This window comes from Amycolatopsis sp. NPDC003676, assembly GCF_053587275.1.
On sequence record NZ_JBSFNS010000009.1, the window covers coordinates 127,943 to 149,487 of the forward strand.

Below are 21,545 nucleotides of genomic sequence, written 5' to 3' on the forward strand. Positions count from 1 at the left end.
CTCACCCTCGGATTCCGCGTGATTCCCCGCCGCAGCACCGAATTCCGCGCGCGCAGCCGCTGCGGAGTCCGTTTTCCGTTGCATGGCAGGGTTTTCCGTAGCCGGTTCCGGCCGCGACACCGGGTCCGGCTCGGCGGCCGGGTCCGGTGGCGGGATGTCGCTCACCCGCTCGTCGCGTTCCTCGCTCACCTGGCTCATCAGACCTCGAGCAGCTCTGCTTCCTTGTGTTTCACCAGCTCGTCGACCTGGTGCACGTAGGTGTCGGTGAGGTTCTGCAGCTCCTTCTCCGCGCGCGCGACCTCGTCCTCGCCCGCTTCGCCGTCCTTGGCGATGCGGTCGAGTTCTTCCTTGGCCTTGCGGCGGACGCTGCGGATCGAGACGCGGGCGTCCTCGCCCTTGCCCTTCGCGACCTTCACCATCTCCTTGCGCCGCTCCTCGGTGAGCTGCGGGATGACGATGCGGATGACGTTGCCGTCGTTGCTCGGGTTGACCCCGAGGTCGGACTCGCGGATCGCCTTCTCGATGGCGGCGAGCTGCGTCTGGTCGTAAGGCTTGATCAACGCCATCCGGGCTTCCGGCACATTGACGCTGGCCAGCTGGTTCAGCGGGGTCGGCGCACCGTAGTACTCGACGACGATGCGGGAGAACATCGACGGGTTGGCCCGCCCGGTGCGCACCGACGTGAGGTCTTCCTTCGCGACGGACACCGCTTTTTCCATCTTCTCCTCGGCGTCGAGGAGGGTCTCGTCGATCACGGCTACTCCCGGTGTTGTGTTGTCGGACCTGAGCTTGATCCCAGCAGGTCTAGGCGGACGCCTCGTCGGCGGGGGTCGAGACCAGCGTGCCGATCCTCTCACCGCCCACCGCGCGGGCGATGTTGCCCTCGGTGAGCAGGTTGAACACGATGATCGGCATCTTGTTGTCCATGCAGAGGCTGAACGCGGTGGCGTCGGCGACCTTGAGGCCGCGCTCGAGCACCTCTCGGTGGGTGATGTCGGTGAACATCTTCGCGTCCGGGTCGGTCTTCGGATCCGCGGTGTAGACGCCGTCCACGGCCTTCGCCATCAGCACGGCTTCGCAGCCGAGTTCGAGCGCGCGCTGCGCCGCGGCGGTGTCGGTGGAGAAGTACGGCATGCCGACGCCGGCGCCGAAGATCACGACGCGGCCCTTCTCGAGGTGCCGTTCCGCGCGGCGCGGGATGTAGGGCTCGGCGACCTGGCCCATCGTGATCGCGGTCTGCACGCGGGTCGGCAGGCCTTCCTTTTCGAGGAAGTCCTGCAGCGCCAGGCAGTTCATCACGGTGCCGAGCATCGCCATGTAGTCGGCGCGGTCGCGGTCCATGCCGCGCTGGGAGAGCTCCGCGCCGCGGAAATAGTTGCCGCCGCCGATCACCACCGCGATCTGCACTCCCGTGCGCGCGACGTCGGCGATCTGCTGGGCGACGGAGTGCACGACGTCGGGGTCGACGCCCACCGCGCCGCCGCCGAACATCTCGCCGCCCAGTTTCAGCAGCACCCGGCGGTACCCGCCCTCGACCCGGTCCTCACCCATGTCTGTCGCCTCCTGCCCCTCGGTAGACCCGACTGTGCCCCGTCCCCGATGCGCGGAGACGGGGCACAGTGCCAGAACCTAGTCCCAGTGCCTCGCTCAGGCCTGGCCGACCTCGAACCGGGCGAACCGGGTCAGGGTCACGCCCGCCTCGTCGAGCAGGGCCTTGACGGTCTTCTTGTTGTCCTTGACCGACGGCTGCTCGAGCAGCACGTTGTCCTTGTAGTACGCGTTGACCTTGCCCTCGATGATCTTCGGCAGCGCCTGCTCGGGCTTGCCTTCCTCGCGGGCCGTCTGCTCGGCGATGCGGCGCTCGTTCTCGATGATCTCGGCCGGCACCTCCTCGCGGGTCAGGTACTTCGCGCGCAGCGCGGCGACCTGCATGGCGGCGCCGCGGGCGGCGTCGACGTCGTCGCCGGTGAACTCGACCAGCACGCCGACGGCCGGCGGGAGGTCGGAGCCGCGGCGGTGCAGGTAGGTCGCGGTCTTGCCCTCGAACGACACCACGCGGCGCAGCTCGAGCTTCTCGCCGATGCGGGCCGACAGCTCCTGCACGACCTCGTTGACCGGCTTGCCGTCCAGGTCGGCGGCCTTGAGAGCCTCGACGTCGCTGGACTTCAGCGCCTTCGCGGCCTCGACGATCTTCGCCGCGAGCTGCTGGAAGTCGTCGTTCTTGGCGACGAAGTCGGTCTCCGAGTCGAGCTCGATCATGACGCCGCCGTCGCCGGCGACCAGGCCCTCGGCGGTGGCGCGCTCGGCGCGCTTGCCGACGTCCTTGGCGCCCTTGATGCGCAGGAACTCGACAGCCTTCTCGAAGTCGCCGTCGTTCTCCTCGAGGGCCTTCTTGCAGTCCATCATGCCCGCGCCGGTCATCTCGCGCAGGCGCTTCACGTCAGCGGCGGTGTAGTTCGCCATCGTGTTGAATCCGTCCGTTTCAGGTACGTGTGCGGGGAGCGCCGTCCGGGCGGCCCTGCGCGGACCGCCCGGACGGGGTGGATCAGGAGTTGGCCGGAGCCTGCTCGCCGGTCGCTTCCGCGGTCTCGGTCGCGGCCGTCTCGGTGGCGGCGGCGGCCTCGGTCGCGTCGGCGGCGGCGGTCTCCGAGCCCGCGAGGAGCTCCTTCTCCCACTCGGCCAGCGGCTCGTCCGAAGCACCGGTCTCCGGCTTCGCGTCGGCCGAAGCGCCGTTGCGGCCGGAGCGGGCCATCAGGCCCGCGGCGGCGGCTTCGGCGACGACCTTCGTCAGCAGCGCGGCGGAACGGATCGCGTCGTCGTTGCCCGGGATCGGGTAGTCGACCTCGTCCGGGTCGCAGTTGGTGTCGAGGATCGCGACGACCGGGATGTTGAGCTTGCGAGCCTCGCCGACGGCGATGTGCTCCTTCTTGGTGTCGACGATCCACACCGCGGACGGCACCTTGGCCATGTCCCGGATGCCGCCCAGGGTCTTCTCGAGCTTGTCCTTCTCGCGGGTCAGCGTGAGGATCTCGCGCTTGGTGAGACCGGTGAAGCCGCCGGTCTGCTCCTGGGCCTCGAGCTCCTTCAGGCGGAGAAGGCGCTTGTGGACGGTCTGGAAGTTGGTCAGCATGCCGCCGAGCCAGCGCTGGTTCACGTAGGGCATGCCCACGCGCGCGGCCTCGTTGGCGATCGCTTCCTGCGCCTGCTTCTTCGTGCCGACGAACATGATGGTGCCGCCGTGCGCGACGGTTTCCTTGATGAACTCGAACGCACGGTCGATGTACGTCAGCGTCTGCTGCAGGTCGATGATGTAGATGCCGTTGCGCTCGGTGAAGATGTAGCGCTTCATCTTCGGGTTCCACCGACGGGTCTGGTGCCCGAAGTGCACGCCGCTGTCGAGCAGCTGCTTCATGGTGACGACGGCCATTGCCGGAATCACACCTTCTCTGTACTCGCGCGCTCCCGCTGTCGGTTTCGATCCGCCCGCGGAGGCGCTGTTCCGGTTAGTCGCCCGCGACCGGGAGGTCGTGGGCCCTGGTGCCGTAGCCGATGCCCGGACCCGCGGGTTCGGCAGTGCGAAACCCCAGGGACCGCCGGACACCGTGCGCCCCTCCGTCCGGGTTCCCGCCGAAGCGGCCCGTCCGGGGACGCGCGCACGTGCACGCGAAGTCAGCCCAGCGAGTGGGCTGCGGGATTGATTCTACTCCCCGCCACCAGCCCCGCCCCTGCGGGCAGCCTTCGCCCGCCCCTGGGTTGTCCACAACTGTGCCCGCCTGTGGACAACTGCCGCTGAACGCCCGGTTCCGGTCGGCCGGTGGATGACGATGGAGACATGACCACTACGCGATCTTTTCCCGCTGTCGCCCCTTCTGCCCGACCTGCCGATTCCCCTGCTGGTTCCCCTGCCGATTCCCTCGCCGATTCCCTTGCCGCCCGCCGTACTCCCAGCTCAACGCCTTCGCCTTCTCCCCGCCCGGACCGAGAGGCGAGCAGCCAAGCCGACCCCCCGTCCGCACCGTCGCCGGAGACCCCTCACCCAGTAGTCCTGGCGACGGCTGCCCTGCTCGCCCGGCACCCGCCCACAGCAGCCACTCTGCTGGCCCCAGACGACACACTCCCGCCCGCTGCCTCACCCCCGAGGAGCGGCCGTCACCGCAGAACGCCGGTCCGACCGCCCAGAATCCGCCGTGCCTGGACTCGCGCGAAGTCCGCCGCAAGCGCAGTCACCCGCTACGCCTTGTTCGCCACCCGAAGACTCCTCCGCCGACACCGAACGCCAGCACCCCTCCTGCCGAGGATCTCCCTGCCGTGCGATTTCAGCTGGGGCCACCCACCGCTGCGTCTGGCCGGAGCGGTGGGCAATCTCCCGCTGCTTGGCCTGCGCAGCCACAGAAACACCACCCGTACGTGGCTAATCCTGGCGACAGTCTTGACCCTGTCCGCAGCCTCAGCAGCCCTGCTCGACAACCGAGCCGACGCCCAGCCCACCCCAGAACAACCCGGCCGCCTGGCCTGGCCCCTGACGCCCCGCCCCCACGTCACCCGCAACTTCGAACCACCCGCGACCCCGTTCGGCCCAGGCCACCGAGGCGTAGACCTGGAAGCCGCAGCCGGACAACAGGTATTGGCGGCAGACATGGGCGTAGTGATCTTCGCCGGTCAAGTAGCAGGTCAAGGAGTAGTCGCCCTAGACCACGACGGCGCCCTGCACACGACGTACCTCCCCATCACCCCGACAGTCGCCCCCGGAGACCAGATCTACCGCGGCCAGCCCTTAGGAACGGCCATGCCAGGCCACCCCGGCTGCCCGACGGCAGCCTGCCTGCACTGGGGCGCCCGCCGCGGCACGGAATACATCGACCCCCTCGCCTTGGTCGGCGACCCGAGCCGAGTCCGCCTCAAACCTTGGGCAGAAGGCCCGTGACACCAAGGCAATCCCGGCCAACCGCGACAAGAGCCACGGAACTCATGGGGCAACAGCCCAGGTCACCGCGACCGCCCAGCACGACCCCGGCATGACCGCGACGAGCGACCCCGCAGTCAACCCACCGGCCAAACGGCCCTGCACACCAAACCGTCCCGCCAGCAAGCGGCAACCCGAGAGGAGAACAAAGACCAAACCACCGTCGCCACCCACCGCGGCCCGCCCCGGCCCGTCGCCACCCAGTGTGACCCGCCCCGGCCCGCAGTGGCCTGCCGAGGCCCGTCGCCGCCCACCGCGGCCCGCTGCGGCCTGCCGTGGCCCGTCGCCGCCCACCGTGACCCGGCCCGGCCCGCTGAGGCTTGCCGTGGCCCGTCGCCACCCAGTGTGCCCCGCCCCGGCTCGCAGTGGCCTACCGAGGCCCGTCGCCACCCACCTCTCGCATGCGGGCGGAGCGTGCGTGGCCCGTCCCGGTCCGCCGCCGCCCGCTGTGGCCCGCCGTGGCCCGTCGCCGCTCACCGTGGGCCGCTGCGCCCGTCCTGGCCCGCCCTCCCCCACCGTGGCCGTGGGCGTGGGGGTGGGCGCGGGCAACGCCAGCGACGTCCCGGCAACCAGGCCGTCGCAGCCCGGCCAATCCGTAGCCAGGGCCAGGGGTCAGAGGTCAGGGGTCAGCCGCTGGGTTGCTCCATCAGCTTGGCGCGCAGCCGCATCACCGCGCGGGTGTGGAGCTGGCTCACGCGGGACTCCGTGACGCCCAGGACCTTGCCGATTTCCGCCAGGGTCAGGCTTTCGAAGTAGTAGAGGCTGACCACGATCTTGTCCCGGTCGGTGAGCTGCGCGATGGCTTCCGCCAGCTGGCGGCGGTTGTCCTGGTCCACGAGGACGGCCACCGGGTCGACCGCGCCGTCGTCGGGGAGGGTGTCGACCAGCGAGCCGGCGTCTTTGCCCGCGGCGACGAGGTCTTCCAGGGCCACCACGCTGGTCAGGCGGAGCTGGCCGTAGAAATCGCGCAGGTCGTCGAGGCTGATGCCCATTTCGCCGGCGAGTTCGGCGTCGGTCGGGGTTCGGTGCAGGCGGGCGCCGAGGCGTTCCAGGGCGCGGGCCGTTTCCTTTGCCTTGCTGCGCACCGCGCGCGGGACCCAGTCCTGGGAGCGCAGGTCGTCCAGGATGGCGCCGCGGATGCGTTGCATCGCGTACGTCTCGAAGCGCAGGCCGCGTTCCGGATCGAACTTCTCGATCGCGTCGACCAATCCGAATATTCCAGACTGCACGAGATCGCCGACATCCACGTGCGTCGGCAGGCCGGTGCCGACCCGGCCCGCGACGTACTTCACCAGCGGCGCGTAGTGCAGCACCAGCCGGTCGCGCGACGTCTGGTCCGGTTTGTCGGCGAACTGCTGCCACAGCGCCTGAATCCCCGCGTCGACATCCTGACCAGGACGACCGTCCCCAGTGACGGCGTCCTGCACCCCGGGGCGTTCCGCCCCGGCTTCCGTGACCTGCGACGTGGAAGTCATCGCACGGTCGTTCTCGGCGTGCTGCTCAGTGTGGTCTCCGTGCTCGTGCGGATGCGCGTGCGCCGGCGGTTCGGCCCTGCCGTCCCCGGCCGAGCCACCGCCGGCCTCTTCAGGCCCGCGGGTGTGCTCGGTCATGGATCGCCTTCAGCCGATCGACGGTCACATGAGTGTAGAGCTGGGTCGTGGCCAGCGTAGCGTGACCAAGCAGTTCCTGAACGCTCCTGAGATCGGCACCTCCTTCGAGCAGATGCGTCGCGGCGGAATGCCTTAGCCCGTGCGGCCCCATGTCCGTTGCGCCCGGCACCGCGGCCACCGCCTCGTGCACCACCCGGCGCGCCGCGCGCGGGTCCAGGCGCTTGCCGCGAACGCCCAGGAAAAGCGCCGGGCCCGGCGTTTCCCCAGCCAGCGCAGGCCGTCCGTCCTCCAGCCACGCGGTCAGCGCCTCCGCCGCCGGGACGCCGAACGGAACTGTCCGCTCCTTGTCTCCCTTGCCCACCACCGAAACCACGCGGCGGGAAAAGTCCGCGCTGCCGACGTCCAGACCGCACAGCTCCGACACCCGAATGCCGGTTGCGTACAGCAATTCGACCAACGCGCGGTCACGCAGAGCGACCGGATCCCGTTCGGCTGCCCCTTTCGCGGAGGCGTCCATGAGCGCGTCGGCCTGTTCGGCGCGGAGCACGCCGGGCAAGGTCCGGTGCGCGCGCGGCGCGGCCAGCCGGCCGCCCGGGTCCGACTTCAGCAAACCGGTGCGGTGCGCCCAAGCGGTGAACGTGCGCGCGGCCGCGGCGCGGCGCGCGAGGGTGGTCCGCCCGGCGCCGTCCGAGCGCTGCCCCGCGAGCCACGCGCGCAGCTGCGTGACGTCCAAGTCCTCAAAGCTCCGCGCGGGACGGTCACCCTCCCCCACGGTCACGAACGCCAACAGCGAAACGACGTCGCCGACGTACGCGCGCACGGTGTGCGGCGACAGCCCACGCTCCAGCGACAGATGCCGTTCGTAACCGGCCACCACCGACTCGGCTGACTCCGGCAATTCGGATCGAAGAGCACGAAGATCGGGTCGTGGCGGGCGTTTCCGGTGTCCACCGGGACGCGGGACCGCGTCCTTGCGTGCACTCGCTGACGGCATGGCGATTACGCTGCGCGAACCATCGCCATTGGTCAAGCATCGCCACGCCCATCATTGGTTGGCCGTTCGGACGATCTGCCGCCAGCCGGTGTCGCCGCGCATCGCGAAGCCGTCGATTTCCAGTGCCGGCAACAAGGCGCGAACTCGGGAAACCGGCACTCCAGCGCTTTCCGCGACCTCCTCCGGAGCCCGGCCGGCTCGCGGAAGCAGCGCGTCGTAAACCCGCGACGCCTCCGGACCGAGACTGTCGGTGGGCCGTCGGCTTGTCTCGGCTGCGGGGGCTGCGGTGCCGAATCGCCCCACGGTTTCGAGCACCTCGTCGACCGAGGTGACCAACGTGGCCTTGCAGTCCCGGATCAACGCATGACAACCCGCTGAACTGCCCGAATGCACTGATCCCGGCAACGCCATCACGACCTTGCCGAGCGCGCCCGCGATGGTGGCGGTGTTGCGCGCGCCGCTGCGGATTCCGGCTTCCACAACGACTGTGCCGTCGGTGAGACCCGCGATAAGGCGGTTGCGCACCAGAAATCGATGGCGCGCGGGCGGAGTCTTCGGCGCGTACTCGCTGACAAGCGCGCCGCCGTCGGCGATGCGGTTCAACAGGTCGACGTTTCCGGCGGGATAGGAATAGTCGACTGCGCATCCGAGCAGCGCGACCGTGACCCCGCCACCGCTGAGCGCACCGCGATGAGCGGCGGCGTCGATGCCCAGGGCGGCACCGGAGAAGACCGGTACTTGTCGAGTTGCCAACGCGTGGCCGATCTCAAGTGCGTTGTGCACGCCGTAGTCCGTGGCCACCCGAGCGCCGACGACCGCCACCGCACGGTCAGCCGCTTCGGCCAGGTTCGCACTGCCACGGACCCACAACCCGAGCGGAGCGGCGACGTTCTTCACGCCGTTGCCGGTTGCTACAGCTAGCGAGAGCAACGGCCACGCCGGCCATTCGTGGTCTTCGGGAATCACCAGGCGGGCACCGGCTTTGGCGGCTGCCTCGAGATCTTGGTCCGCGATCGTGGATTCCCTCCGCGCGGCCGTTTCGCGGAGAACCCGCTCGGGACAGTCTCCGGCCTTGACCCGCTCGGCCGCCACGATCGGGCCGTGTTCGCCGACGAACTCCAGCAGATGCGGTGCCGGTGGTTCAGCGACGCCCAGCAGATACGCGCGAGCGAGCCGCTCGGAGTCGGTCGCCGCAGTCTGATCCTCGACGGCGACGCTCACGCCGCACCTCTTCGCCCACCGGGGTTCTCGGACCGGACGACGGCGAGATGCCGGTGCAGCGCCAACCGTTCGCGAACCCGGACGGGATCGTGTTCGGGGCGGATTTCCCTGCGCCGGACGGGATGCAGATGCCGGACGATCTTGTGCTGCGGCGTCTTCGGCCTGCGGTGCCGGGTGCGCGGGGTGGACGACGGGATGGCTCGGTTGGACATGGGTGGTTCCTTTCGTTGAAGGTTCGGACGGGCGGGTTTGCCTGTCCGGGGTGGGAACTCATCGCTGGGCTCAGGCGACGGAACACCAGTCAGGCGAAAGACCGTTGGCCGTGGCCCAGCTGAACGGGCGACAGCCGGAGCTGGCTCGTCCGCGAGGTCGGGATTCGCCCGGCGCCAGTGCCGTTTGCCACGGCCCTCGCGAACGGGCGACCACGCGGTCCGGAACCTGACCATTTGCGAGGTCGGGATTTGCCCGGTGCCGGTGCCGTTTGCCGCGGTTCTGGCGAACGGGCAACTGCCGCGGTGAGGAATCCCCTCGGGTTCGGGTCGGCGGGCTGGCACCGGGGCTAGCCGGTTTTGCGTTCTCGGAAGTCCAGGGCCGCGGTGACGTGGTCAGTGTCTGGTTGGGGCAGGGCGGCCAGGTCGGCCAGGGTCCAGGCGATGCGCAGGCATCGGTCGGCTCCTCGCGCGGTCAGGAGGCCTCGGTCGAGGGCTCGGTCCAGGACTGTGGTTGCCGGTGGCGGCAGGGCGAAATCTCGGCGCAGGACGGGCCCTGGGACCTCCGTGTTGGATTGCCAGCCGTGTTGGTGCCAGCGGTGTTTGGCGCGGTCTCGGGCGGCTTGCACTCGGGCTCGGACTGCCGAGGTCGGTTCGGGGGTGGTCGATTGGTGGGTGGAGATCGCCGTCAGGGGGCGTAGGCGGACTCGGAGGTCTACTCGGTCCAGGAGAGGGCCCGACAACCGCGACAGGTAGCGGCGGCGGGTGGTTGCCGAGCAGGTGCAGTCGGTTTCTCGGGGCGGGGCGCAGGGGCACGGGTTCGTGGCCAGGACTAGCTGGAACTGGGCTGGATAGCGCACGACGCCTTTGGCGCGGGCGATGCGGACTTCGCCTTCTTCCATGACGGTGCGGAGCGAGTCGAGGCGCTGGTTGCCGAATTCGCAGGCCTCGTCCAGGAAAAGCACGCCTCGGTGGGCTCGGCTGATGGCACCGGGCGCGGCCAGGCCGGTGCCGCCGCCGATGAGGGCTGGTGGGCTGATCGAGTGGTGTGGGGCGACGAACGGCGGGACGGTGACCAGGGGCGATGACTTTGACAGGGAGCCGTCTACCGAGTGGATGGCGGTTACTTCCAGGGATTCGGCCGGGGACAGATCTGGGAGCAGGCCGGGGAGGCGTCTGGCCAGCATGCTTTTGCCGACTCCGGGTGGGCCGGTGAGCAGGAGGTGGTGGCCGCCTGCTGCGGCTACTTCCAGGGCCCAGCGGGCTTCTGGTTGGCCTACTACGTCGGCCAGGTCGGGGATTGCCATCGGGGCAGCGGCAACACGCGCGGCGGGTGGTTCTAGGTCGGCTTCGTCTTTCAGCCAGGCGATCAGTTCGGCTAGGCGGGTTACGCCGGAGACTTCCAGGCCGTCTACTAGGGCGGCTTCGACCAGAGACTCGGTGGGGACTACGGCACGTTCGTGGCCTGCGGCTTTGGCGGCTAGCAGGCCGGGGAGGACGCCGCGTACGGGGCGGATTCGGCCGTCTAGGGCCAGTTCTCCCAGGAGGATGGTGTGCAGGAGTTTTCGGGCTGGGACGGCACCGATGGCGGCCAGCACTGCGGCGGCGATGCCCAGGTCGTAACCCGAGCCCATTTTGGGCAGGTTGGCGGGCGACAGAGCCAGCGTGATTTTGCCGTCTGGCCAGGATTGGCCGGAGTTGCGGACGGCGGAGCGGACTCGGTCTTTGGCCTCGCGCAGGCCAGCATCGGGCAGGCCTACCAGGGTGACTCGGCTCAGGCCGCCGCCTAAGTCGGCTTCGATTTCTACTACTCGGCCTTCGATGCCCAGCAATGCGACGGACCAGGTTTTGGCGTGGGGCATCAGAAAGCTCCCGCCAGGTGGCGCACGACTGGCTCTTCGCCGTCTGGGGCGTAGACGGTCACCACGTCGTAGCGGATGCGGCACCAGCCGACTCGATGTTCCTTGAGCCAGCGCATGGCGGCTCGGTGGACGCGGTCGATCTTCTCCGGCGTCACCGACTCGGCTGGGGTGCCGTATTCGGTGCTGGAGCGGGTTTTGACCTCGCAGAAGATCACCCGGTCGCCTTCGGACAGGACGAGGTCCAGTTCGCCTTCGCGGCAATGCCAATTCCGGCTGAGCAGGACCATGCCGGCGGCCTGCAGGTGCCGAGCCGCGAGGTCCTCGCCCCAGCGGCCGAACGTCCGGCGCCAGGCCGCGCCGGGGTGCGGGCCGTCGTTCATGGTGTCCCCCTCGGACAGCGTGAGCACCGTCGGTCACGGTGCGTGTGCTTTCACCATCGCAACGTGATCGGAAGCCGCGCCAGGGGGAATCAAGTCGGCTGTGGATAACCGGGGGGTTGTGGATCGAGGCCGGTCCACAGAGGCGAACCGCGGCGGAATTGTCGGGGCGGTGTGCAGGGGGCAGAGACGACGAAGGCCACCCGGGCAAATGCCGGGTGGCCTCGTAGCGAAAGCGGCGCGGTCAGCCTGAGAACGGGCCGTCCTCGGGGAGCCGCAGGTCGGGTTTGTCGAGTTCCTCGACGTTGACGTCCTTGAAGGTGATGACCCGGACGTGCTTCACGAACCGGGCGGGGCGGTACATGTCCCACACCCAGGCGTCCGACATGCGCACCTCGAAGTACACCTCGCCGCCGCCGTCGCGCACCTGCACGTCCACTGCGTTGGCCAGGTAGAACCGCCGCTCGGTCTCCACCACGTACGAGAACTGGCCCACTATGTCGCGGTACTCGCGGTACAGCGAGAGCTCCATCTCGGTCTCGTACTTCTCGAGATCCTCTGCGCTCATGAAATCCGCGCCCCTCCTCGCGTTCGTCCTGCTCCGGCGGCGGAGCGTTCATTCTTACCCACCGAGCGGCCCGGGGCACGGACCGGCCCGCCCGCTTTTTCCAGGGCATTCTCCAGTGCAGCGTAGGTGAGCACGACCGGATGCGGGGCAGTGAGTCCGTGCGCGAGGGCAACGGTGGCGACATTCGTGTAAGACCAGCGGTGCGCCGGGCTCGGACCGTGCTCACTCAGCGCAGCCAGATGGTCCGAGGTGCTGTAGCCCTTGTGCACGTCGAAGCCGTACGCCGGCAACTCTTCGTGCAGGCCGGCCATGATCCGGTCCCTCGTCACCTTCGCCAGGACCGACGCCGCCGCGATGCTCGCGACGCTGCGGTCGCCCTTGATCACCGCGACATTCGGCGCGGGGATGCCGGGAACCGGGAAGCCGTCGGTGAGGACGTACCCGGGATGGGTACGCAGGCCGGCGACGGCGCGGCGCATGCCTTCCAGGTTCATCACCCGGATGCCGAGCAGATCCACCTGCTCGGAGGGGATGACGATCACCGAGTAGTCGAGCGCGCGCTGCAGGACCCGGTCGTAAACCCGGTCCCGGGCCTTCGCGGTGAGCATCTTCGAATCGGTCAGCTCGGGCAGTCGCGCGCCGTCGCCTGGACGGAGCACGCAAGAAGCCACCACGAGCGGGCCCGCACAGGCTCCGGCACCAGCTTCATCGACGCCAGCGACTGGACCGAGGCCGCGTCGTTCGAGAGCGCCTTGCAGGCCCCAGAACAGCTCGCCGCGCACCACAGCGCGCGGCGGACGCAGCGGTTCCGCCGGTGTGCGGGGAGGAGGGAGAGTCACCGAAGCACCACCCGGAAGTCGCGGACGGAGCGCACCGCTTACCGTCTCCGGCCGGCCGCCTTGCGGAGGCCTGCTTTCAACCGGCGTCCGACGAAGAGCGTCGGCACCGCGGTGGCGAAGCCGATGCCGAGCGGCAGCCCTTGCTGCCACGCGGGAGCGCCGAGCGCGACCGGCTGGGCGTTCTGCTGCGGATTGTGGTCCGAGATCCCGCCCCAGCGGCTCGGCGGCAGCACGATGACGCGGGCCTTGCCGATGACGTCGTCGACCGGAACGGCACCGTTGGGTCCGCCGCCGCCCTGGTAGCGCGAGTCGGCGGAGTTGTTGCGGTTGTCGCCCATCACCCAGAGCGCGCCCTGCGGGACCTTCACCGGGGCGAACGACTCCTGAACGGGGTGGTTCTTGTCTTCCCAGTGGATGTAGGGCTCGTCGAGGGCCTTGCCGTCGACTATCACCCGGTTGCGGTCGTCGCAGCACTGGACGGTCTGGCCGCCGGTGGCGATGACGCGCTTGACGAAGTCCCGCTCGTCCGGCGGCGCGAAGCCGACCAGCGAGCCGAGACCGCGCAGCGCGCGCACGACGATGTTGCTCGACTCCTGCGGCGCGATCTCGTTCTCGGTCCACGCGGGCGGGCCCTTGAACACGATCACGTCCCCCGGGGAGGGGTCGGTGAAGTCGTAGGTGACGCGGTCGACCAGGATCCGGTCGCCGGTGCAGCCGGGGCAGCCGTGCAGCGTGGCCTCCATCGACCCCGAGGGGATCATGTAGACCTTCGCCAGGAACGCCTGGATCACGATCGTGAGCACCAGGGCGATCACGATCAGGATCGGCAGTTCCTTCCAGAACGACCGCTTTTTCGAGGACTTGCCTCGCCGGTGCGACCCCCGACGCCCGCCGGACCGTTCCTGGTCCTCCTCCGGGCGTTCGGGGCCGTCCTCATCGGCGTTCCGCGACACAGGTTCGACCACGTCGCCAGGCTACCGGTAACCGACTCGCCACTCAGCGGGCAGCAGCGGTCTCGCGGTTCTCGCGGCGCTCCTTGATCTTGGCCTTCTTGCCGCGCAGCTCGCGCAGGTAGTACAGCTTCGCCCGGCGCACGTCGCCGCGCTTGAAGACCTCGATCTCGGCCACGTTCGGCGAGTGCACCGGGAAGGTGCGCTCGACGCCGACGCCGAACGAGACCTTGCGGACGGTGAAGGTCTCCCGGACGCCGCCGCCGTGCCGGCGGATCACGACGCCCTGGAAGACCTGGTTGCGCTCGCGGTTGCCCTCGATGACGCGGACGTGCACCTTGAGCGTGTCGCCGGGGCGGAAGGCCGGGATGTCGGAACGCAGTGACTGCGCGTCCAGCGCGTCCAGGGTGTTCATCGGTGGTCCGTCCTCGTATTCGTGTGGCTTACGTACAGCTTGAGCGCGCAGTGGAGTTCACTGCGACTAGCCCGGGGCTGATGGCATTCACGGCTGGCGTCGCGTCTTTACAACTGCCCTAGGCAGATGTAAAGCACTACGCGTCACGCCAACTAATCCATTATGGCAGAGGCCCCCGGCGACCTCGCACGGGGCCTATCCGGGCTGGTCGTCCAGCCCGTCGAGCACCTGCCGGTCCCGCTTGTCCAGGCTCCCCTCGGGCAGCTGGGCGAGCAGATCCGGCCGCCGCAGCGCCGTGCGTTCGAGCGCCTGGTCGCGCCGCCAGCGGTCGATGAGCGCGTGGTTGCCCGAGCGCAGCACGTCCGGCACCGCCAGGTCGCGCCACACCTCCGGGCGGGTGTAGCTGGGGCCTTCGAGCAGGCCGTCGGAGAACGAGTCCTCGGCCGCCGACCGGGCGTTGCCGAGCACGCCCGGCAGCAGCCGGACCACGGCCTCGACGATCACCAGCACCGCGGCCTCGCCGCCGACCAGCACGTAGTCGCCGATCGAGACCTCGTCGACCGGCATCCGGCGGGCCGCGTCGTCGACCACCCGCTGGTCGATGCCCTCGTAGCGGCCGCAGGCGAACACCAGGTGCTTTTCCTCGGCGTAGGAATGCGCCAGCTCCTGGGTGAACGGCTTGCCCGCCGGGGTCGGGACCACGAGCCGGGTCCCTTCCCCGCACACGTCGTCCAGCGCCGGTCCCCAGATCTGCGGCTTCATGACCATGCCGGGACCGCCGCCGTACGGCGCGTCGTCGACCGCGCGGTGGACGTCGTGGGTCCAGTCGCGCAGGTCGTGCACGCCGACCTCGATGAGGCCGCGGTCGATCGCCCGGCCCAGCAGCGCGGCGCGCAGCGGATCCAGGTACTCGGGGAAAATGGTGACGACGTCGATGCGCAAGCGGTTACCAGTTCCAGTACTCGGTGGCCTGGGCGTGCCAAGGGCTCGGGACGTCCTGGTCGATCGCGAAGGCCATGCCGAGTCCCTTCGCGATCTTGATGCTGCGGTGCAGGGTCTTGCGGATCGGCGACCCGGCGGGCAGCCCGTTGTCGTCCGACCACGTCTCGGTCTGCGTGACGCAGGTCCGCGCGCCGAAGCGGGCGTTCGAGCACGGGGCGGGCGCGCCCCAGGTCTGCAGATGTTCGAAGTGGACGACCTTGCCCGAGCTCTTCTCGGTGATCGTGCCGCGTGCGATGAGCCGGTAGTCCGTGGACGGCACGGTCCAGCGCACGTAGTGCTGGCGGCCGCCGTCGGACGGGATCGGCGTGCAGGTCGAGCCAGTGCACGCGGACTCTTCGGTGACTCGCTCCGTGTAGTACGTGCCGTTGCCGTCCCAGCCGTCGAGCAGCACCCAGTCGCCCGAGCGGACGAAGTGCTCAGCGGTCGCCGGCGGCCACGTGACCGGGTCGCCCCAGGTGATCTGCGATTCGGTGGCCGACTGCGGCGACCACGCCCACTGGAACGCCTTCTCCCCCGGCGGGGCGTACTGGCCGGCGCTGCGCTGGAACATCAGCGAAAAATCGCCGTACACCGGCGAAGCGGCCTGCGCGGGCGGCGCGGCGAAAGCGGTGGCCAGAACGGCTGCGAAGACAGCCTTCGTCCAGAACTTCACGAACTCCCCCTCAGTCAGCGTCGAGGAGGCCTTCGGGCGGATCGAGCACGACCCGGCCCCCAGCGACATCCACCACCGGGACGATGGCGCGGACGAAAGGTACCAAGACCGAGCGCCCGTCGTGATCGAGTTCGAGCAGTTCGCCGGCCGGCGAATGGACCACCTCGACGACCTTGCCGACAACCGTCCCGTCGGCCAGCTCAGCGCTCAGGCCGGCCAGCTCGTGGTCGTAGAACTCGTCCGGGTCGCCGGTGGGCGGCAGCGTGTCCGTGTCCGCCAGAAGCAGGGCTCCGCGCAGGGTTTCCGCGACATCGCGGGTGAGCACCTGCTCGAAACGCACCAGCAGCCGCCCGCTGTGTTCGCGGGCGGCTGCGATGGTGAGTTCTCTCGTGCTGCCGTCGCGCAGCTTCGTCGTGACGACCGCACCGATCGCGAACCGCTGCTGCGGCGAATCGGTGCGCACGTCGACCGCGAGTTCGCCGCGGATGCCGTGCGCTTTCGCGATGCGGCCGACTACGACGTCCATACCTGACCGTTTCCGAGAATCTCGGGGTCAGCGATCGGTGTCGACGACGTCCACGCGGACGCCGCGGCCGCCGATGCCGCCCATCACGGTGCGCAGAGCGGTCGCGGTGCGCCCGCCCCGGCCGATCACCTTGCCGAGATCGTCGGGGTGGACGTGCACCTCGAGCGTGCGGCCACGACGCGTGGTCAGCAGCTCGACCCGGACCTCGTCCGGGTTGTCGACGATCCCGCGCACCAGGTGCTCGAGGGAGTCGGCGAGGAAGCTCACTCGGACTTCTCGCCCTCAGCGGCTTCTGCCTTCTCGGCCTCGGCCTTCTTCGGGGCCGACTTCTTCTTCGGCGTGGTGGCCTCGGTGGAGGGCTCCTCGCCGGCCGCGGCCAGCGCCGCGTTGAACAGGTCCTGCTTGGACGGCTTCGGCTCGGCCACCTTCAGGGTGCCCTCGGCGCCCGGCAGGCCCTTGAACTTCTGCCAGTCGCCGGTGATCTCGAGGATGCGCTGGACCGGCTCGGTCGGCTGCGCGCCGACGCCCAGCCAGTACTGCGCCCGCTCGGTGTCGACCTCGATGAAGCTCGGCTCTTCCTTCGGGTGGTACTTGCCGATCGTCTCGATGGCCTTGCCGTCCCGGCGGGTGCGCGCGTCGGCGATGATGATGCGGTAGTACGGCGCACGGATCTTGCCGAGGCGCTGCAGCTTGATCTTGACGGCCACGGGTGTGGGTACTCCTCAGTGCTGTGTGGTGCAGGGCGCGCGCGGAACCCGTGGGGACAGGCTCGCGGCGCCCGGAGGTCAGGAGCTTCCACACGGCGAGAGGGTCCGGCGGAAGCGGGCAAGCAAACATTCTGCCAGACGCCCTGCGCCGAGCCCGCACAAGGCCCCGGTTACGCGTGCGCGACCAGCGTCAGAACGACGCGAGCCCGAGCGCTCCGAGCAGGATCGCGACCGCGGGCAGGAAGTTGTTGACCGCGTGCGCGACGATGCTGCCCGCCAGCCTTCCGGTGGACAGCCGGGCGAGCCCGATCGGGATGGAGATCACCAGCAGCAGGGTGGTGCGCAGCGGTTCCAGGTGGCTGGCCGCGAACACCGCGGTCGAGAGCAGGAACGCGGCGAAGCGCCCCCACCGCTCGCTGCGCCACTGCAGCCGTTCCACCGCGCCCCAGAGCAGGCCGCGGTAGATGATCTCCTCGCAGATCGGCCCGAGCAGCCACAGGTAGCCGAACATCACCGCGGCGGCGGGCACGGACATCTTGCGGTCGTCGACCAGCGCGCTGATCGCCGACGTCGCGTCCGCCGAGCCGACCAGCTGGGTCCACACGTAGGCGCTCAGCGAGGTGAGCACGAGGCCGAGCATGCCGAATTTGAGCCCGGTCCAGACGTCCGCCCAGCGCCATTCGAGCCGCAAGTCGAGCTTCGGGCCGTTGCCGCGGACGACGGTGATCAGCACCGCGGCGCCCGCGGCGATCATGGTGGGCAGCATCGTGCCGAGCAGCACCGTGCTGATCGGCAGCGGCCTGCCCGGAGCGGTCGACCCGGCGAGCGCGCCGATGAACGCGGCCGACGCCAGCAGAACGGCCTCGACCAGCAGGAAAGCCCCGAATCCCCAGCGATGCGGCGGGAACGCGGTCGGTTCGGCCACGAAGTCCTCCGGGGAGAGCGCGCTGGAGAGGGGTTCACCGGGCTGTGATGTGGTCACGCCCGCCTCCCCGTGCTCGCTCTGCTCACCGGTCGAGCCTAGCGGCCGAAATGGTTTCGCACAGTACTCGACCGGTCACCGGTTTCCGCATTTTCCGCCCGTGCTCAGTGCCCGATGAAGAGCAGGACGGCGGGCGGCAGGTTGTTGGCCGCGTGCGCGAGGACGCTCGCCGAGGTCCGGCCGGAGTAATGCCGCGCCAGCCCGAGGACGAGACCCTGGCCGAACAGCGCGATCGTGCGCGTGGTCTCGCCGTGCAGCAGGGCGAATACCAGCGAGGTGAGCACGAGGACCACCCACGGCGGGATCTTGTAGTGCGCCAGCGCGTTCCAGAGTGCGCCGCGCAGCAGCAGTTCCTCGGTGAGCGGGACGGCGATCACCAGCACGAGCGCGGTCGCGACGAGCCAGACCGGGCTGCCGCCGGACACGTCGGGCAGGTCGGTGAGCGGGCTGTCGGACACCTCGTCGCCGCCGAAAACGGCGATCTCCGCGGCGTTCAGCACGAAGCCGACGATGAGGGCGAGCAGGCCGCAGGCCAGGCCGATGCGGAGATCGCGTCCTCTCGTGCGGAGTCCGAAGTCGCGTTCGAGTCCGGAGCCGTAGCGCAGGGACGCGATCACCGGGCCCAGGCCGAGGATCAGGTTCGGCAGGAAGGCCAGCAGCAGCAACGGTCCCGCGTACGCCTCGATCGGGTCGTCGTCGCGGACGTGGCGGTTGAACGCGGCCGCTGTGAGGAGGGTGACGAGGTAGTAGCCGGCGACTCCGAAGAAGAACGCGGCAAAGGCCCAATGGGCGCCCAGAATTCGCTTTCCCCCACCGTCTTCGGCCACGGGTTCACGCTATGTGCCTGTGCTGTGGCGCATCGAGGCGGGGTCGCGTCGCACTCGCCCGTAGCCGTTGCTCGCTGCTCGCGTCCGCATTGGGCGGTCAGTGGAAGACCGTGCCGCCCAAGACGATGTGGGTCGGGTGGTGCAGGGCGGCGAGATCCTCGCGCGGGTCGTCGGCGTAAACGATCAGGTCCGCCGGGGCGCCGTGCTCGATACCGGGGTGGCCCAGCCATTCGCGCGCTTCCCAGGACGCGCTCGCGAGTGCCTGCGTACGCGACATCCCAGCGCGGTGAAGCGCTTCGACCTCGTCGGCGATACGGCCGTGCGCGACCATTCCGCCCGCGTCCGTGCCCGCGAAGACGCGTACGCCTGCTTCAACCGCCGAGGACACCATCTCGCCGACGCCGGCGTGCAGCGCGCGCATGTGGGCCGCGTACGTCGGGTACTTGCCTGCCTTGTCCGCGATGCCTGGGAAGTTCTCGATGTTGATGAGCGTGGGCACCAACGCGACGTCGCGGCGCGCGAGTTCGGCTAACTGGTCTGGCGACAGCGCGGTGCCGTGTTCGAGACAGTCGATGCCCGCGCCGATCAGGCCTGGCAACGCGGCTTCGCCGAACACGTGCGCGGTGACGCGCGCGCCGAGGTCGTGGGCGACGCGGATGGCTTCAGTGAGTACATCGTCCGGCCACAGTGGGGCGAGGTCGCCTTCGCCGCGGTCGATCCAGTCGCCGACGAGTTTGACCCAGCCGTCGCCGTCTCGGGCCTGTTCGGCGACCGCTTCGGGCAGCAGCGCCGGGTCGTCCAACTCGATCGCGAACCCGGGGATGTACCGCTTGGGCAGCGCCAGGTGGCGTCCGCAGCGGATGATCGTGGGCAGGTCCGCGCGCGATTGCAGCGGCCGGACGTCGAGCGGCAGGCCGCAGTCGCGGATCAGCAGGGTGCCCGCGTCGCGGTCGGTCGCGGCCTGGTCCGCCGCCTCCTCCACCGACAGTCCGCCGCTCGGGCCGAGACCCGGGTGGCAATGCGCGTCGACGAGCCCCGGGACCACGAATCCGCCGGCGGACAGCGTTTCCGCGCCGGGAACCGGCTCGAACGACAGCTTTCCGTCCTGGATCCAGAGGTCACGCGGTTCGCCGTCGGGCAGGACGGTGCCGGAAAGGTGCAGCGGGCTCAATTGTTCTTCGGGTCCTTCGGCAGCTTGAACTTGGACGGGTCGAAGCCGGGCACGTCGTTCATGCCGCCGAGCTGGGACAGGTCCGGCATTCCGCCGGGCATGCCGCCGCCGGGCGGAAGCATCGGCATGCCGCCGGGCATCCCGCCGCGCATCCTGGGCTGCGTGGGGCCCTTTTTGCCCTTCTTCCCCTTCTTGCCCTTGCGGTTCTTGCTTCCGCCGCCTCCGCCGCCGAAGCCGAACCGGCCCGCCATCTGCGCCATCATTTTGCGCGCCTCGAAGAAGCGGTTGACCAGGTCGTTGACCTCGCGGACGGTCACGCCGGAGCCGTTCGCGATGCGCAGCCTGCGCGAGCCGTTGATGATCTTCGGGTCGGCGCGCTCGGCGGGCGTCATGCCGCGGATGATCGCCTGCAGCCGGTCGAGCTGCTTGTCGTCGACCGAGGCGAGCTGGTCTTTCATCTGGCCCGCGCCGGGCAGCATGCCGAGCAGGTTGCCGATCGGGCCCATCTTGCGCACGGCGAGCATCTGCTCGAGGAAGTCCTCCAGCGTGAGCTGCCCGCTGGTGAGCTTCTGCGCGGCCTGTTCGGCCTGCTCCTGGTCGAAGTGCTGTTCGGCCTGCTCGATCAGGGTCAGCACGTCGCCCATGCCCAGGATGCGCGAGGCCATCCGGTCCGGGTGGAACGTGTCGAAGTCCTCGAGCTTTTCGCCGTTGGACGCGAAGAGGATCGGCTGGCCGGTGACCTCGCGGACGGACAGCGCGGCACCACCGCGGGCGTCGCCGTCGAGCTTCGTGAGCACCACGCCGGTGAAGCCGACGCCGTCGCGGAACGCCTCGGCCGTGGTGACCGCGTCCTGACCGATCATGGCGTCGACCACGAACAGGACTTCGTCCGGCTGCACGGCTTCACGGATGTCCGCGGCCTGCTTCATCAGCTCTTCGTCGACACCCAGGCGGCCCGCGGTGTCGACCACGACGATGTCGTACTGCGCGTGCTTGGCCTCTTCGATCGCGCGGCGGGCGACGTCGACCGGGTCGCCGACGCCGTTGCCCGGCTCCGGCGCGAACGTGGTGACGCCCGCGCGCTCGCCGACGATCTGCAGCTGGTTGACCGCGTTCGGCCGCTGGAGGTCGCAGGCGACCAGCATCGGCGCGTGGCCCTGCTTCTTCAGCCACATCGCCAGCTTGCCCGCCAGCGTCGTCTTGCCAGCACCCTGGAGACCGGCGAGCATGATCACCGACGGCGGGTTCTTGGCCAGGTTCAGCCGCCGCGTCTCGCCGCCGAGGATGCCGACGAGCTCCTCGTTGACGATCTTGACGACCTGCTGCGCCGGGTTCAGCGCCTGGGAGACCTCGGCGCCCTTCGCGCGGTCCTTGATCTTCGCGATGAACGCCTTGACCACCGGGAGCGCGACGTCCGCTTCCAGCAGCGCGATGCGGATCTCGCGCGCGGTGGCGTCGATGTCGGCGTCGGACAGCCGGCCCTTGCGCGAGAGCGACTGCAGGGCCGAGGTGAGCCGATCGGAGAGGGTGTCGAACACGGGGGTGCACGCTCCAGCTGGGTCGAAAGTTCGCGTGCCGGGCGTGCTCGGCACCCCCGGCATCTTCCGAGGGTAGCCGCCCCGGCCGCCCAGCCTTCACGGGTACGGGAAGGGTACTACGCACTTGCGTAT

Annotated in this window: 24 protein-coding genes; 1 reads left to right on the forward strand and 23 read right to left on the reverse strand. The window is 69.6% G+C overall.

All coding sequences use genetic code 11. From position 1 onward, the window contains the following. Positions 1 to 197: 197 nt before the first annotated feature. From frr to rpsB, 4 genes are all read right to left on the reverse strand, one after another. Positions 198 to 755 (reverse strand): ribosome recycling factor, encoded by a 558-nt coding sequence (gene frr / locus ACWDNU_RS08310; RefSeq protein WP_370939441.1) that lies wholly within the window; start codon positions 753 to 755, stop codon positions 198 to 200. A gap of 49 nt (positions 756 to 804) precedes the next feature. Continuing rightward, entirely contained in the window at positions 805 to 1,551 is a 747-nt protein-coding gene (pyrH, locus tag ACWDNU_RS08315) for a UMP kinase (protein WP_037810316.1), read from the reverse strand. A gap of 96 nt (positions 1,552 to 1,647) precedes the next feature. Beyond that, entirely contained in the window at positions 1,648 to 2,463 is an 816-nt protein-coding gene (tsf, locus tag ACWDNU_RS08320; RefSeq protein WP_370939442.1) for a translation elongation factor Ts, read from the reverse strand. 82 nt (positions 2,464 to 2,545) lie between these two features. Next, entirely contained in the window at positions 2,546 to 3,427 is an 882-nt protein-coding gene (gene rpsB / locus ACWDNU_RS08325) for a 30S ribosomal protein S2 (protein ID WP_370939444.1), read from the reverse strand. Between the two features lie 405 nt (positions 3,428 to 3,832). Between rpsB and ACWDNU_RS08330 the strand changes: the two genes are divergently transcribed. After that, positions 3,833 to 4,924 (forward strand): peptidoglycan DD-metalloendopeptidase family protein, encoded by a 1,092-nt coding sequence (locus tag ACWDNU_RS08330; RefSeq protein ID WP_449668291.1) that lies wholly within the window; start codon positions 3,833 to 3,835, stop codon positions 4,922 to 4,924. Between the two features lie 665 nt (positions 4,925 to 5,589). On the opposite strand, the gene ACWDNU_RS08335 is transcribed toward ACWDNU_RS08330, so the two are convergent. The 19 genes from ACWDNU_RS08335 to ffh form a co-directional block, all read right to left on the reverse strand. After that, positions 5,590 to 6,573, reverse strand: a complete 984-nt coding sequence (locus tag ACWDNU_RS08335; RefSeq protein WP_449668292.1) for a FliA/WhiG family RNA polymerase sigma factor — start codon at positions 6,571 to 6,573, stop codon at positions 5,590 to 5,592. Then, positions 6,548 to 7,567 (reverse strand): tyrosine recombinase XerC, encoded by a 1,020-nt coding sequence (locus ACWDNU_RS08340; RefSeq protein WP_449668293.1) that lies wholly within the window; start codon positions 7,565 to 7,567, stop codon positions 6,548 to 6,550. The genes ACWDNU_RS08335 and ACWDNU_RS08340 overlap by 26 nt, the downstream gene beginning before the upstream one ends. Positions 7,568 to 7,618: 51 nt before the next feature. After that, the gene (dprA, locus tag ACWDNU_RS08345) at positions 7,619 to 8,788 is read right to left on the reverse strand and encodes a DNA-processing protein DprA (protein WP_449668294.1); all 1,170 of its coding nucleotides are present in this window, start codon (positions 8,786 to 8,788) and stop codon (positions 7,619 to 7,621) included. Further along, complete coding sequence (locus tag ACWDNU_RS08350; protein WP_449668295.1) at positions 8,785 to 9,000, reverse strand: hypothetical protein; 216 nt, start codon at positions 8,998 to 9,000, stop codon at positions 8,785 to 8,787. The genes dprA and ACWDNU_RS08350 overlap by 4 nt, the downstream gene beginning before the upstream one ends. A gap of 347 nt (positions 9,001 to 9,347) precedes the next feature. After that, positions 9,348 to 10,859, reverse strand: a complete 1,512-nt coding sequence (locus ACWDNU_RS08355) for a YifB family Mg chelatase-like AAA ATPase (protein WP_449668296.1) — start codon at positions 10,857 to 10,859, stop codon at positions 9,348 to 9,350. After that, positions 10,859 to 11,239 (reverse strand): YraN family protein, encoded by a 381-nt coding sequence (locus ACWDNU_RS08360; protein ID WP_449668312.1) that lies wholly within the window; start codon positions 11,237 to 11,239, stop codon positions 10,859 to 10,861. Before ACWDNU_RS08360 ends, ACWDNU_RS08355 begins: the two co-directional genes overlap by 1 nt. A gap of 241 nt (positions 11,240 to 11,480) precedes the next feature. Then, complete coding sequence (locus ACWDNU_RS08365) at positions 11,481 to 11,804, reverse strand: DUF2469 domain-containing protein (protein ID WP_003096226.1); 324 nt, start codon at positions 11,802 to 11,804, stop codon at positions 11,481 to 11,483. After that, the gene (locus ACWDNU_RS08370) at positions 11,801 to 12,589 is read right to left on the reverse strand and encodes a ribonuclease HII (protein WP_116205648.1); all 789 of its coding nucleotides are present in this window, start codon (positions 12,587 to 12,589) and stop codon (positions 11,801 to 11,803) included. The genes ACWDNU_RS08365 and ACWDNU_RS08370 overlap by 4 nt, the downstream gene beginning before the upstream one ends. A 92-nt stretch (positions 12,590 to 12,681) precedes the next feature. Then, positions 12,682 to 13,608, reverse strand: coding sequence for a signal peptidase I (gene lepB / locus ACWDNU_RS08375; protein WP_370939450.1), 927 nt, complete (start codon positions 13,606 to 13,608; stop codon positions 12,682 to 12,684). 31 nt (positions 13,609 to 13,639) lie between these two features. Further along, positions 13,640 to 14,008 (reverse strand): 50S ribosomal protein L19, encoded by a 369-nt coding sequence (gene rplS, locus ACWDNU_RS08380; RefSeq protein ID WP_370939451.1) that lies wholly within the window; start codon positions 14,006 to 14,008, stop codon positions 13,640 to 13,642. A gap of 195 nt (positions 14,009 to 14,203) precedes the next feature. Then, positions 14,204 to 14,950 carry a tRNA (guanosine(37)-N1)-methyltransferase TrmD gene (gene trmD, locus ACWDNU_RS08385; protein ID WP_370939452.1) on the reverse strand — a complete coding sequence of 249 codons (747 nt, stop codon included), beginning with the start codon at positions 14,948 to 14,950 and terminating at the stop codon, positions 14,204 to 14,206. Between the two features lie 4 nt (positions 14,951 to 14,954). Next, on the reverse strand, positions 14,955 to 15,662 hold the full coding sequence (locus ACWDNU_RS08390; protein WP_449668297.1) for a hypothetical protein: 708 nt from the start codon (positions 15,660 to 15,662) through the stop codon (positions 14,955 to 14,957). Between the two features lie 10 nt (positions 15,663 to 15,672). After that, positions 15,673 to 16,188 (reverse strand): ribosome maturation factor RimM, encoded by a 516-nt coding sequence (gene rimM / locus ACWDNU_RS08395; RefSeq protein ID WP_344286008.1) that lies wholly within the window; start codon positions 16,186 to 16,188, stop codon positions 15,673 to 15,675. A 27-nt stretch (positions 16,189 to 16,215) separates the two neighbouring features. After that, a complete protein-coding gene (locus ACWDNU_RS08400) occupies positions 16,216 to 16,455 on the reverse strand; it encodes an RNA-binding protein (RefSeq protein WP_003103110.1) in 240 nt (79 codons plus the stop codon). Continuing rightward, positions 16,452 to 16,895 carry a 30S ribosomal protein S16 gene (gene rpsP, locus ACWDNU_RS08405; protein ID WP_116205654.1) on the reverse strand — a complete coding sequence of 148 codons (444 nt, stop codon included), beginning with the start codon at positions 16,893 to 16,895 and terminating at the stop codon, positions 16,452 to 16,454. Before rpsP ends, ACWDNU_RS08400 begins: the two co-directional genes overlap by 4 nt. 190 nt (positions 16,896 to 17,085) lie before the next feature. Next, positions 17,086 to 17,877, reverse strand: coding sequence for a CPBP family intramembrane glutamic endopeptidase (locus ACWDNU_RS08410; protein ID WP_449668298.1), 792 nt, complete (start codon positions 17,875 to 17,877; stop codon positions 17,086 to 17,088). 104 nt (positions 17,878 to 17,981) lie between these two features. After that, a complete protein-coding gene (locus ACWDNU_RS08415; RefSeq protein ID WP_449668299.1) occupies positions 17,982 to 18,704 on the reverse strand; it encodes a CPBP family intramembrane glutamic endopeptidase in 723 nt (240 codons plus the stop codon). A gap of 97 nt (positions 18,705 to 18,801) precedes the next feature. Continuing rightward, entirely contained in the window at positions 18,802 to 19,875 is a 1,074-nt protein-coding gene (locus ACWDNU_RS08420) for an amidohydrolase family protein (protein WP_449668300.1), read from the reverse strand. Further along, positions 19,872 to 21,413, reverse strand: coding sequence for a signal recognition particle protein (gene ffh / locus ACWDNU_RS08425; RefSeq protein WP_449668313.1), 1,542 nt, complete (start codon positions 21,411 to 21,413; stop codon positions 19,872 to 19,874). Before ffh ends, ACWDNU_RS08420 begins: the two co-directional genes overlap by 4 nt. Between the last annotated feature and the right edge of the window lie 132 nt (positions 21,414 to 21,545).